Annotated in this window: 12 protein-coding genes; 4 read left to right on the top strand and 8 right to left on the bottom strand. The window is 67.8% G+C overall.

What is annotated here, in order from left to right; translation table 11 throughout:
- Nucleotides 1-105: 105 nt before the first annotated feature.
- From ACWGID_RS23965 to ACWGID_RS23930, 8 genes are all read right to left on the bottom strand, one after another.
- Nucleotides 106-609 carry an N-acetyltransferase family protein gene (locus ACWGID_RS23965; protein ID WP_452199984.1) on the bottom strand — a complete coding sequence of 168 codons (504 nt, stop codon included), beginning with the start codon at nucleotides 607-609 and terminating at the stop codon, nucleotides 106-108.
- Complete coding sequence (locus ACWGID_RS23960; protein WP_452199982.1) at nucleotides 610-1,578, bottom strand: zinc-binding dehydrogenase; 969 nt, start codon at nucleotides 1,576-1,578, stop codon at nucleotides 610-612. It abuts the gene before it with no gap.
- A gap of 45 nt (nucleotides 1,579-1,623) precedes the next feature.
- A complete protein-coding gene (locus ACWGID_RS23955; RefSeq protein WP_452199980.1) occupies nucleotides 1,624-3,174 on the bottom strand; it encodes an inositol monophosphatase family protein in 1,551 nt (516 codons plus the stop codon).
- Entirely contained in the window at nucleotides 3,171-4,235 is a 1,065-nt protein-coding gene (locus ACWGID_RS23950) for an ABC transporter ATP-binding protein (protein WP_452199978.1), read from the bottom strand. The genes ACWGID_RS23955 and ACWGID_RS23950 overlap by 4 nt, the downstream gene beginning before the upstream one ends.
- 7 nt (nucleotides 4,236-4,242) lie before the next feature.
- Nucleotides 4,243-5,052: an ABC transporter permease gene (locus ACWGID_RS23945; protein WP_452199976.1), complete on the bottom strand. Its 810-nt coding sequence runs from the start codon at nucleotides 5,050-5,052 to the stop codon at nucleotides 4,243-4,245.
- Nucleotides 5,052-5,999, bottom strand: a complete 948-nt coding sequence (locus ACWGID_RS23940; RefSeq protein WP_452199974.1) for an ABC transporter permease — start codon at nucleotides 5,997-5,999, stop codon at nucleotides 5,052-5,054. Before ACWGID_RS23940 ends, ACWGID_RS23945 begins: the two co-directional genes overlap by 1 nt.
- Nucleotides 5,996-7,153, bottom strand: a complete 1,158-nt coding sequence (locus ACWGID_RS23935) for an extracellular solute-binding protein (protein ID WP_452199973.1) — start codon at nucleotides 7,151-7,153, stop codon at nucleotides 5,996-5,998. Before ACWGID_RS23935 ends, ACWGID_RS23940 begins: the two co-directional genes overlap by 4 nt.
- A 163-nt stretch (nucleotides 7,154-7,316) precedes the next feature.
- Nucleotides 7,317-8,522, bottom strand: a complete 1,206-nt coding sequence (locus tag ACWGID_RS23930; RefSeq protein WP_452199971.1) for an NAD(P)-dependent malic enzyme — start codon at nucleotides 8,520-8,522, stop codon at nucleotides 7,317-7,319.
- Between the two features lie 209 nt (nucleotides 8,523-8,731).
- Here ACWGID_RS23930 and ACWGID_RS23925 point away from each other — a divergent pair, with 209 nt between their 5' ends.
- The 4 genes from ACWGID_RS23925 (at nucleotide 8,732) to ACWGID_RS23910 (ending at nucleotide 12,248) form a co-directional block, all read left to right on the top strand.
- On the top strand, nucleotides 8,732-9,574 hold the full coding sequence (locus ACWGID_RS23925; protein ID WP_452199969.1) for an ABC transporter substrate-binding protein: 843 nt from the start codon (nucleotides 8,732-8,734) through the stop codon (nucleotides 9,572-9,574).
- Nucleotides 9,571-10,398 carry an amino acid ABC transporter permease gene (locus tag ACWGID_RS23920; protein WP_452199967.1) on the top strand — a complete coding sequence of 276 codons (828 nt, stop codon included), beginning with the start codon at nucleotides 9,571-9,573 and terminating at the stop codon, nucleotides 10,396-10,398. Before ACWGID_RS23925 ends, ACWGID_RS23920 begins: the two co-directional genes overlap by 4 nt.
- Nucleotide 10,399: 1 nt before the next feature.
- On the top strand, nucleotides 10,400-11,152 hold the full coding sequence (locus ACWGID_RS23915) for an amino acid ABC transporter ATP-binding protein (protein WP_452199965.1): 753 nt from the start codon (nucleotides 10,400-10,402) through the stop codon (nucleotides 11,150-11,152).
- Nucleotides 11,153-11,345: 193 nt separating this feature from the next.
- Entirely contained in the window at nucleotides 11,346-12,248 is a 903-nt protein-coding gene (locus ACWGID_RS23910; protein WP_452199962.1) for an ABC transporter substrate-binding protein, read from the top strand.
- Nucleotides 12,249-12,253 lie beyond the last annotated feature (5 nt).

The following is a 12,253-nucleotide window of genomic DNA, read 5'->3' as shown; positions in this document are numbered from 1 at the left end:
GGATCGGTAGGAACAGAGTGCCTCGGTCCCGTTGCCCCAGTGCGACACGAATGTTTCAGCCATGAAACGTCATAGCGCCCGGGTGTCACATCCGTGCCGGTGGCACTAACCCCGAACGAGCCGGATCTCCCAAAGACCGAAGTACGGGTCGTGCTTGCGTACGCCGTCGGGCGCGAACCCGTGGCGACGGTAGAACTCCAGCGCCCGCTCGTTGCCCTCGAAGACCCAGAGGAACGCCGGCTGCTTGCCGACGGCAACGTCGAACAGACGAGTCCCCAAGCCGGTCTTCCAGAACGCCTGCCGGGTGTAGATCGCCTCGAGCTCGAACGGGACCGGCGAGTCCTCGTCCCGTCCCGGTCCGGTGCCGATGAACCCGGCGACGCGCTCCTCAACGGGCACGGCCGGATCCGGGTTCAGCGCGATCCACCGCGTCCGGCCGTCGACGAGGTTCGACCGCCAGCGCTCGGTTCGGCGCTCGATGTCGGAGGTCCGCTCAAGCAGCAGGCCGGCCGGCACCAGGTCGGCGTACGCCTCCCGCCAGCAGAGCAGATGACACCACGCCCCGGCCTCGGCATCCTCGACCGTGGCCGGCCTGATCTCGGGCTGCATTCAGACAGTAAAGACGATCTTGCCGAAGACGTCGCCCGCATTCATCTTCTCGAAGCCGGTGCGGGCCTCGGCGAGGGGCAGGACCGAGTCGATGTGCGGCGAGATGCCGGCGTTGGCCATGAACTGGACGAGTTCGGCGAGTTCGTTCCGGGTGCCCATCGTGGAACCCTGGACCCGCAGCTGCAGGAAGAAGATCCGGTTCAGCTCGGCGGACTTCGGCGCCTGGCCGCTGGTCGCGCCGGAGATCACCAGCGTCCCGCCCTGCTTCAGCGACTTGAGCGAGTGCGACCAGGTCGCCTGGCCGACCGTCTCCATCACGGCGTCGACCCGCTCCGGCAGCCGCGCACCGGACTCGAACGCGTCGTGCGCCCCGATCTCCAGCGCCTTGGCCCGCTTCCCCTCGTCCCGGCTGGTCGCCCACACCCGGATCCCCGCGGCCCGCGCCAGCGTGATCAGCGCCGTCGCCACGCCACCACCCGCACCCTGCACGAGCACGGTGTCGCCCGGCTTCAGCCCCGACTGCGTGAACAACATCCGGTACGCCGTCAACCACGCCGTCGGCAGACACGCCGCCTGCTCGAACGACATCCCAGCCGGCTTCGGTACGACGTTCCGCGCCGGCACCGCGACCTTCTGCGCCAGCGTCCCCTGGTAACGCTCGCTAAGCAGCGACCGCCTCGGGTCGAGCGTCTCGTCGCCCTTCCACGCCGGATCCGAGATCACGGCATGCACGACGACCTCGTTCCCGTCCGGGTCGACGCCGGCCGCGTCACACCCGAGGATCATCGGCAGACTCTGCTCGGCCAGCCCGACGCCCTTCAACGACCACAGGTCGTGATGGTTGAGCGCAGTCGCCCGTACGTCGATCGTCACCCACCCCTCGGGCACGGTCGGATCCGGCCGCTCACCCACCTCGAGCGCGGCGATCGGATTGTCGGCGTCGAACTTGGCAGCGTAGGCAGCAAGCATGGAAGCCACCTTAGGCCCCGTCGACCGACCCATCAGTAACCGAGGTCACCGAGTCTCCGAGGTCACCGAGACGCCGCGGGCGGTCGCCCAGAGGGTGTAGAGCTCCGCCGCGTGTTGCCGGTGTGCGGCGAGGATGCCGCCGGAGGTGGGCCAGACGGTTTCGTTGCCGTTGTCGTCGAGGAGGACGCCGCCGGATTCGCGGACCACGAGCGCGGCGGCGAGGTGGTCGATCGGGCTGAAGCGTTCGATCACCGAGCCGACGCCGCGCCCGGCCGCCGGTCCGGCGAGCGTCAGCGTGCCGGATCCCATGACCCGCAGCGTGCAGTAACGGTCGCGGAGTCCGTCCATGAAGACGTCCATACCGGGCCATGCCGAGTGGTTCAGCAGCTCGGTGCTGACGATCTTCCCGTCCAGGCCGATGTCCGGACCATCGCCAAGCTGCAGCCGCCGCCCGTCCAGCTCGGCGCCCTGCCCCGCGGCGGCGAAGAAGACCTGGTTGCGCCAGACGTCACCGACGACCGCGACGAGTGGTTCACGGTCGATCGCCAGGGCGAGCGAGAAGGCCGTCCACGGCACGCCGTTGGCGAGGTTCGCGGTGCCGTCGACGGGGTCGACGTACCAGCACGGCACGCCCGGTTCCGCCGTACCGCCCAGTTCCTCGCCCACCACGCGGTGCCCTGGCAGCCGCTCGGCGATGACCTTGCGGACCTGCTCCTCGACCGCGACGTCGACAGCCGTCACATGATCCGCAGCGTTCGCCTTCGTCCTGATGTCACCGAGATCGGCGTTCCGGGTGAAATCCCCCGCCCACTCCGCGAGTTCCCGGGCGACAGCGATCGCCGTACGCAACTCGTCACCGGTCAGCCTTGCGGGCCGAGGCGCGCGTTCCCACGCTTCCGGCCCTTCCCCGACGACCTTCTGGAACACGCTCAGCCGGTTGGTCGTGACCGCGTCAACCCCGAGCGCCAGCGCCCAGCGCATCGAGTCCTCGTCGTCGACCGTCCAGCAGGCGACGGCAAGCCCGGCCTGATGGACCGCGTCGACGAGCTCCTGGCTGAGGACGACGTACTCCGAGTTCACGACAGCCGGCCGCAGACTCGCGAGAACGTCAGCAGGCGGTACGTCGCGGCGGTCCCACGGGAGCCAGATACTCGCCTCCGGGTCCAGACGCCGGACGGTCGTCATCGCATCGAGCTCGCCACACCACGCAACCTGCGCGTCAGATCCCAGCACGACCTGGACCGCGGCCTCGGCGACCGTTGCCGACCCGACGTCGATCAGCAGAGTCGACGGCGTTCCGGCCACGACGGCGAGGACGTGCGCGAGCAGCGGGATGCGCTCCTCCCCCTCACCAAGCGCCGCGACCTCGGGCCAGTCGACCACGGAGATTGGCTGATCGAGGCCCCACAGGCGCTCGAGAGTCGCATCGTGCAGCAGTACGACGCGACCGTCCCGAGTCACCCGTACGTCGATCTCGACGAAGTCAGCGCCCGCTTCGACGGCGGAGCGCACCGCCGCGACAGTGTTCTCGCGGTACCGCTCGACGTCGCCGCGGTGTGCGGTCGCCTGCGTGGTCCGGACCGGTGCAGTGCTCACGCCTGTCCTCCCTGACGGACGAGCCGCCCGTCCTCGAATTCGAGCCACTTCTCGATCCGTGCCGAACCCTGCGCACCCACAGCGGGCGGCGCACCGGTCACATAGGCCCGGAGTGCCGCGTCCTCACGCCGCAGGTGGAGCTCGGCGAAGTGCCCGCGCGGTACGACGCGTTCGACGCTCGCAGCGAGGCCACCGGGCTGCTGGTCCTGCGCGAAGACGACGTCCTCCGGCCGGACTCCGATCACGCCCTCGCCGGCCACCAGGCGGCCGTCCTCGATCCGGCCCTCGAGCCGGTTCAGGCTGCCGATGAACGTCGCCACGAACTCGGTGGCCGGGGCGCTGTAGAGCTCGGCCGGCGTACTGAACTGCTCGATCTTGCCGTTGTTCATGACCGCGATCCGGTCCGAGACCGACATCGCCTCTTCCTGGTCGTGCGTCACGATCACCGTGGTGATGCCGAGGCGCTGCTGGATCTCGCGGATGTCCTCGCGGACCTTGACCCGCAGCTTCGCGTCGAGGTTGCTGAGCGGCTCGTCGAGCAGCAGCAGTTCCGGTTCCTGGACGAGTGCCCGCGCGAGCGCCGTACGCTGCTGCTCGCCGCCGGAGATGCGCGCCGGGCGGGAGTCCTTGTGGTGCATCAGGTTGACCAGCGCGAGCGCGGCGTCGACGCGTTCGGCGATCTCCGCCTTCGGCCGCTTGCGCAGCTTCAGCGGGAAGCCGACGTTCTTCGCCACCGTCATGTGCGGCCAGAGCGCGTAGTTCTGGAACACCATCGCGCTCGGACGCTGCTCGGGACCGAGGTGCACGACCTCACGGCCGCCGACCTTGATCGAGCCCGCGTCCGGGGTCAGGAAGCCCGCGATCATCCGCAGCGTGGTCGTCTTGCCGCAGCCGGACGGGCCGAGCAGGGACACCAGTTCGCCCGACTGGACGGTCATGTCGAGGCTCTCGATGATGGTCCGCCCGCCGAGCACCTTGTGCAGGCCCTGGATGTCGAGGCCGCCGCCGTTCGGGACGGCGCCGGCGGCAACGGTGGTGGACTCGGTCGTATCGGTCGTCATGGTGCCCTTACTTGATCTGGAAGCCCTCGGCGAGGTGGCCGCCGACGATGTGCTTGTGCGCGGCCAGCAGCAGCGCGACGGACGGGATGGCGAGCAGGATGGAGAACACCGCCGCCACCTGGGTCGGGTAGTTGAGCACCAGGCTGTACATCTGCGTCGGCATCGTCATGTAGTCCGGTGCGCCGACCAGGTACGTGCCCTGCGCCTCGTCGAAGGACGCGAGGAAGCTCATGATCGCGGCCACCAGGATGCCCGGCAGCGCCATCGGCAGCGTCACGCTGAAGAACGTCCGCAGCTTGGAAGCCCCGGCGTCCCGAGCCGCCTCCTCGAGACTGCGCGGTACGGCGGCGAACGCGGCCGCCGGGATCCACGTCATGAACACCACCGTGCCGAGGACGTGGACGACGAGGATGCCGAGGATCGAGTTCATCAGGTTGAGCGCGTAGAACAACGCCGCGAGCGAGACGAACAGCCCCATCTTCGGGAACGCGTTGGCCGCGAACACCGAGATCAGGAAGAACCGCCGCCCCGGGAACTCGAAGCGCGCGAACGCGTAGGCCGCCGGCAGGCAGATCACCGCCGAGACCAGCACGGTGATCGGCGCGAAGAACAACGAGTTCTGTACGGCGACCCCGAGCGCGTGCTCGCTGAACACGACGCTCCACCACCGCAGCGTCCAGCCGTCCGGCAGCAGGTTCGGGTAGGTCCAGCTCGACGCGAACGCCCGGACGGCCAGCCACGCGAGCGGCCCGATGATGAACAGCGCCAGTACGCCGGCGAACACGACCGTCAGCGCCCGGGAGACACCCTTGGTCATCAGACCGCCCCGCTTTCCTTGGCGGAGCGGAAGTTCGCCCACACGTATACGGCCGCGATCCCGGATGCGATCGCGAACACGATGAACGCGATCACGACGGCCTGCTGCGGCTGGTTGAACGACGAGAAGTAGTTCGACATGTCGACCCCGAGCATGTTCGGCGAGTTCGGGCCGGTGAAGTACGGCACCGTGAACGAGCCGAGCACCCCGATCGCGGTGAACGTGGTCGCGATGATGATCGGCACCCCGGCCATCGGGACCACGATGCTCACCACCACCCGCCAGAAGGACGCACCGGCGTCGCGTGCGGCGTCGATCATTGCCTGCGGCACCGCTTGCAGACCCGATGCGACCAGCAGCGTCGCGAACGGCAGCGACGTCCACACCGAGCCGATGACGACCGTCACCAGCGTGTACGACCACACCGGGAAGCCGAGCCCGAACTGCGCGGCCACGCTGCGCAGGAAGCCGTTCGCGGAGTAGAAGCCGAGGATGGCCCACGACGCGATCACCACGGGGATGAAGAGCGGCACCACCGCGAGCGTGGAGAGCACCTTGCCGAGCAGCCCGGGCGAGAACTTGAGGTACAGCCCGATGCCGATCGCGAGCACCACGACGAGCGTGGTGCTGATGAACGTGATGAGCACCGTGACGAACAGGTCACCGAGGAACCGTGCGTTGGTGAACATCTCGGCGTACGCCGCGAACGTCGGGACGATGCCGCGCGCGCTGTGCACGTTCTGGCCGATCAGCGCGACGGTCCGGTTCAGGCCGCCGGTGAAGCCGAGACTGAAGCCGAAGGCGAGGACCACCGGGAAGCCGATGAACAGCGCGATCAGCACGATCGGCGGCAGCGCCATCAGAAAGCCGCGGGTCCGGCCGGCCGTCGCACGAACAGCGGCGGCGGGCCGGACGACGGCCGGCCGGGTTTCGGCCTCTACCGTCACTTGCCCGGAACCTTTTGGTCCCAGAGGTTGTTGAGGTCCTTCACCATCGAGTCGAAGTAGCCCTTACGCAGGTTGTTCGTGTCGGCGTTCGCGAACTTGGTCTGCAGTTCCTGCGGCAGCTTGTCCAATGAGATCGCCGGGTAGCCCGAGATGCCCTTGACGATCAGGGCCTGCTGCTCGGGCTGGAGCACGAAGTTCGCGACCTTGAGGGCCGCCTCCTTGCTCGGGCTGCTGGCCGGTACGCCGAGGTACGCGGCACCGCCGGTGAACGACGGGCCGGAGATCTGCGTGGCCTTCACCGTCGAAGGCACCGCGCCGTTCGCGACCGCGGTCGTGAACATGTCGGACCACACCGGCGCCATCTGGATCTGCCCGTTCGCGAGCAGGTCGAGCACCTGCTGGTTGCCGTTCGGGTAGACGCCCTTCTGGTACACGTACGGGTTCAGGCCGTGCAGCGTCGCGAAGCCCTGGTCCCAGGTGGACTCGAGGCTCTTGTCGTAGCCGACCGTCATCTTCTGCCGCGCGTCGGCGGGGACGTACTTGTCGAGCACGGTCGCGACGAACGATCCGCCGGAACCACCCGACTTCGGCGAGTTGTACGTGAACTTGCCCGGGTTCGCCTTGATCCACGCGAGCAGTTCGTCGAGCGTCTTCGGCGGGGCCGCGACGGTCTTCGTGTCGTAGGCGAGCAGTACCGAGGAGCCGCGGTACGGAAGGCCGCCGGTCCCGCCGGCCTTCACGACATCGGCCGGAATGTCGGCCAGCGTGCCGATCTTCGACTCATCGACCGGCTCGAGGAAGTTCGCGGCCGACGCCTTCGGGACGAATCCGCCGTCGACCAGGTCGAATCCCGGGTCCTTCTTCTGGGCGACCGACGCCGACAGTTTCGCCATCGTCTGGGCGTCGTGCTCGCCGTGCAGGTCGAGCGTGATCTGCACCTTGTAGCCGGGGTTGGCCTTCTCGAACGCCGGACCGAGGTCGTCGGTCCAGAGCTTCTGGATGTTCGTGTCGCCACTGATGAAGACCCTGACCGTCTTCACATCGCCCGCGCCGCCGCCTTTCGCGGCCGTACTGCTCTGCGGCGCGCACCCACTCAGAGCGAGGGCCGCGGCAGTGACTGCCGCGGCCGCTCCGAATGCGGTCCTGAGCTTCATAGAAGTCTCCCACCATCGGTACGTGTGTGGAATGCCCGGCGGGCGAAACCACGCCAATGGTGGCTGTGGCAGTTTGTTAAGTCAATAGCTTTCCAAGAAGCGTTTGATAACGGGCGGAAAACAACCAAAGATGCCGAGAAGTTGCTCTCAGCAACACTCTGGTTCAGACCGGGCGGGCCACCCCGTCCGCCTCGGCGGCCGTGGCGACGGCGGTCGCGACGGCCGGGGCGACGCGCGCGTCGAACGGGGACGGGATCACGTAGTCGGGGCGCAGGTCAGACGGGGCGATCAGGCCGGCCAGCGCGTCGGCGGCAGCGAGCTTCATACCCTCGGTGATCCGCGAGGCGTTCGCGTCGAAGGCGCCGCGGAAGATCCCCGGGAACGCGAGCACGTTGTTGATCTGGTTCGGGAAGTCCGAGCGGCCGGTCGCGACCACCGCGGCGTGCCGATGCGCGATGTCCGGGTGTACTTCGGGGTTCGGGTTCGCCAGCGCGAAGATCATCGCGTCGTCGGCCATCTGCGCGACGGCCTCCTCGGGCACCGTGCCGCCGGAGACGCCGAGGAACAGGTCCGCGCCCCCGAGCGCGTCGACCAGCCGGCCGGAGATCCCGCCGGTGTTGGTGTCCCGGGCAAGCGACAGCTTCACCGGGTTCAGGTCCGTGCGGTCCTCGTGCAGCACACCCTTGCTGTCGACAACCGCCAGGTCGCCGACGCCGGCCTGCAGGAGGATCCGGGCACACGCGACCCCGGCCGCGCCGGCGCCGGAGATCACCACGCGGATGTTCTCGATCGACTTCCCGGTCACCCGGAGCGCGTTCCGCAGCGCGGCCAGTACGACGACTGCCGTACCGTGCTGGTCGTCGTGGAAGACCGGGATGTCGAGCCGCTCCTTGAGCCGGCGCTCGATCTCGAAGCAGCGCGGCGCGGAGATGTCCTCCAGGTTGATGCCGCCGAATGTCGGCGCCATCCGCGCGACGGTCTCGACGAACTCGTCCACGTCGGTGCAGTCCAGCGCGATCGGCACCGAGTCGACGCCACCGAACTCCTTGAACAGCAGCGCCTTGCCCTCCATCACCGGCAACGATGCGGCCGGGCCGATGTCGCCGAGACCGAGGACGGCGGTGCCGTCGGTGACGACGGCCACGACGTTCGACTTCCAGGTGTAGCGCCGGACCAGCGTGGGATCCTCGGCGATCGCGGTGCAGACCCGGGCGACGCCGGGCGTGTACGCCTTGGACAGATCGTCGGCGTCGTTGACATGGATCGAGGACGTGACCTCGATCTTGCCGCCGCGATGCAGTTCGAAAACGGCATCACCGGCGTACTGATCGGTGGCGGGAACAGCGGGCGAGAACGGCTCGGCGACCATGCGGGGACCCTTCGGGAAAGCGTGCGGAATCGAGGCGGAATGGTGAGGTGGGCGTTCGATGAGGGTGCGTCGAACGGCGCCGTTGCCAGGGGGTCACCCGTCGCCCACGAGTAAACCACAGCGTCGACTGGTCTGCTGTGAGGGGCCCCACAGGAACCCGGGTGTGCCAGGATTCTCGGACTCACAACCCCTGTCGAGGAGAACTAGCGATGAACATCGTCCCCACTCTCCGCACCACGCGCGTACGGGCGGCCTTCGCAGCGGCCGCCGTACTCGCTCTGACGCTGTCCGCCTGTGGTGGTGGTTCGGACGGCGGTGGTTCCGACGACAAGGCCAAGGCGGCCGGCATCACGCTGGTCAAGCCCGGCAAACTGACCATCTGCACCCACCTGCCGTACAAGCCCTTCCAGTACAAGGACGGCACCAAGGTCGTCGGCTTCGACGTCGACCTGCTCGACCTGGTCGCCAAGGACCTCGGCCTCGAGCAGGAGGTGGTGAACATCGAGTGGTCCCAGGTCACCTCCGGCGCCGCGTTCCAGGCGAAGAAGTGCGACATGGGGATGGGCGCGATGACCATCACCCCCGAGCGCCAGGCCGCGATCAGCATCACCGCGCCGTACATGGACGCCACCCAGGTGCTGATGACCAAGAAGGACTCCGGCATCAAGACGCTGGCGGACCTGAAGGGCAAGAAGATCGGCGCGCAGGCCGACACCACCGGCAAGAAGTACGCCGACGAGAAGTCCGCGGCGAACGGGTACACGGTGATCCCGTTCAACGACCTCGCGCTGCAGGAGAACAATGTGAAGTCCGGCCGGGTCGACGCCGCGATCAACGACAACGGCGTGCTGTACGACTTCGTCAAGGAGAACCCGGACATGGCCGTGGTCGCCGAGTTCGACACCGGCGAGCAGTACGGCTTCGGCGCGCTCAAGGACGGCAGCGGCCCGAAACTGGTGGCCAAGTTCAACGACCTGCTGACCGCGGCGAAGTCGGACGGCAAGTACAACGAGATCTACAAGAAGTGGTTCGGGGTTGAGCCGGCGAAGTGAGTACCTCGACGGAGACCGACACAGTTGAGCGGAAGGGGCTGAGCCCGCGGCAGCGGGCCCGGCGCTCCCGCTGGATCCAGTACGCGATCCTCGTCGTCCTGATCCTGGCCGCGGCGTTCAGTGCGAACTGGCACCAGATCGCCGACGTGTTCTTCCGGCCGGAGTTCATCAAGTCGACGTTCGAGAACGGCGTCCTGAAGGCCCTGGTGAAGACGCTCGAGTACACGGCCGGTGCGTTCGTCATCGGTCTGGCCGGCGGCACCCTGCTGGCGTTGATGAAACTCAGCCAGGTCGGCCCGTACCGGTGGATCGCGACGGCGTACATCGAGTTCTTCCGTGGACTGCCGGCGATCGTGGTGTTCATCGCGTTCAGCCTGCTGCCGCTGGCGTTCCCCGGGATGACGATTCCCTGGGACCCGTACGGCGTTGTGTGGCTGGCGCTCGGGATCGTCGCGTCGGCGTACATGGCCGAGGTGATCCGGGCCGGCATCCAGGCGGTCCCGCGGGGGCAGGTCGAGGCGGCCCGCTCGCTCGGGATGCCGGCCGGGCTGGCGATGCGCAAGATCGTGCTGCCGCAGGCGTTCCGGATCGTGCTGCCGCCGCTGACCAACGACCTGATCCTGCTGGTGAAGGACTCCTCGCTGGTGTTCATGATCGGTGTGGCCGCGGACGGTTACGAGCTCACCGGGTTCGGCCGTGACCTGGCGAACACGGACTCGAACCTGACCCCGATCGTGGTCTGTGGCTTCTGCTACCTGGTGATCACCCTGCCGCTGGGCCTCCTGGCCCGTCGGCTCGAGGCCAGAACTGCGAGGACGCGCTGACATGGCACTGGTAGAGATCAAGAACCTGCACAAGTCGTTCGGCAGCAACCACGTCCTGCGCGGTATCGACTTCACCGTCGAGCAGGGCGAGGTCGTCTGCGTGATCGGCCCGTCCGGATCGGGCAAGTCCACGCTGCTCCGGTGCGTCAACCTGCTCGAGCAACCGCAGGAGGGCCAGGTGATCGTCCGGGGTGAGGACCTCACCGATCCGGACTGTCACCTGGACGCGGCCCGGCAGCAGATCGGGATGGTGTTCCAGCAGTTCAACCTGTTCCCGCACCTGTCGGCGGTGGACAACTGCACCGTTGCCCAGCGCACCGTCCTGAAGCGCAGTGCGGAGGAGGCGAACCGGATCGCCCGCGCGAACCTGGAGCGGGTCGGGTTGAGCGACAAGATCGACGCCTACCCGGCGCAGCTGTCCGGTGGCCAGCAGCAACGGGTCGCGATCGCCCGGGCGCTGTCGATGGACCCGGCGCTGATGCTGTTCGACGAGCCGACATCGGCGCTCGACCCGGAGCTGGTCGGCGACGTCCTCACGGTGATGCGCAAGCTCGCCCTGGACGGGATGACGATGCTCGTGGTCACCCACGAGATGGCCTTCGCCCGCGAGGTCGCCGACCGGGTGGTCTTCATGGACGGCGGCGTGATCGTCGAACAGGGCGCCCCCGCCGACGTGATCGGCAACCCGGCCGAGGAACGCACCCGGACCTTCCTGCGCCGGGTCCTCGACCCGACCCACGTCGAGCCGGACTGATCGTTCTACTGGTCGTTCTCTTAGCAGATCGTCACGCTGCGTGTCCGGGTACTCGACGGCCCGCAGCGTGACGGCCGTCAGACTACGAATAGGTCTCCATTCCCCGTTGGTCCGTGCGTTGCCCGCAGGTCGCTGTGTCAAGATGCGGACACATGGCACCGGGCCGACCGGTGCCCGGGTTTGGAGGACCTAGATGTCTGTCCTGCGTAGGACGCTGGTGCTGACCGGCGCCCTGGTTCTCGCCGCCACCGGCTGCGGTTCGAACTCCCTCGAAAGTGGTTCGTCCACCTCGCCGACGAGCGCCCCCTCCAGCGCCAAGGTGAGTGCCGATCCCGCTCTGGTGGCCGCGCTGCCGCCGAAGATCAAGTCCGCCGGCAAGATCGTCGTCGGCGTCGACGCGACCTACCGGCCGAACGAGTTCCTGCAGGGCGGCAAGACTGTCGCCGGCATGGACGTCGACCTGTTCAACGCGGTGGCGCAGAAGTTCGGCGTCACGGTGGACTGGCAGCCGGCCGGCTTCGACACCATCATCACCGGCGTCCAGAGCGGCAAGTACGACGTCGGCGTCTCGTCGTTCACGATCAACGACAAGCGCAAGCAGCAGGTCAACATGGTCAGCTACTTCAACGCCGGCACGCTGTGGGCGACCGCCAAGGGCAACCCCAAGGGCGTGAACGCCGACGACGCGTGCGGCAAGACCGTCGCGGTGCAGAAGGGTACGACGCAGCTCGACGACGACATCCCGAAGCGGCAGGCCAAGTGCAAGGCGGCCGGCAAGCCGCAGATCAACCTGGTGGTCCGGGAGAAGCAGGACCAGGCGACCGCGGACCTGGTCAGCGGCAAGGCCGACGCGATGCTGGCCGACTCCCCCGTCGTGCTGGACGCGATCAAGCAGACCAACGGCCAGCTCGAGCAGCTCGGTGACATCTACGACGCGGCGCCGTACGGCTACGTCATCCCGAAGTCGGAGACCCAGTTCGCCGACGCGGTCGTGAAGGCCCTGCAGTCGCTGAACACCGACGGTACCTACAAGACCACGCTGCAGAAGTGGAACAACGAATCCGGCGCGATCACCAACTTCGCCGTCAACCCGTGAGCTGA

The sequence above is a fragment of the Kribbella sp. NPDC054772 genome, from assembly GCF_053611945.1.
This window is presented reverse-complemented; position numbering and strand designations above follow the sequence as displayed.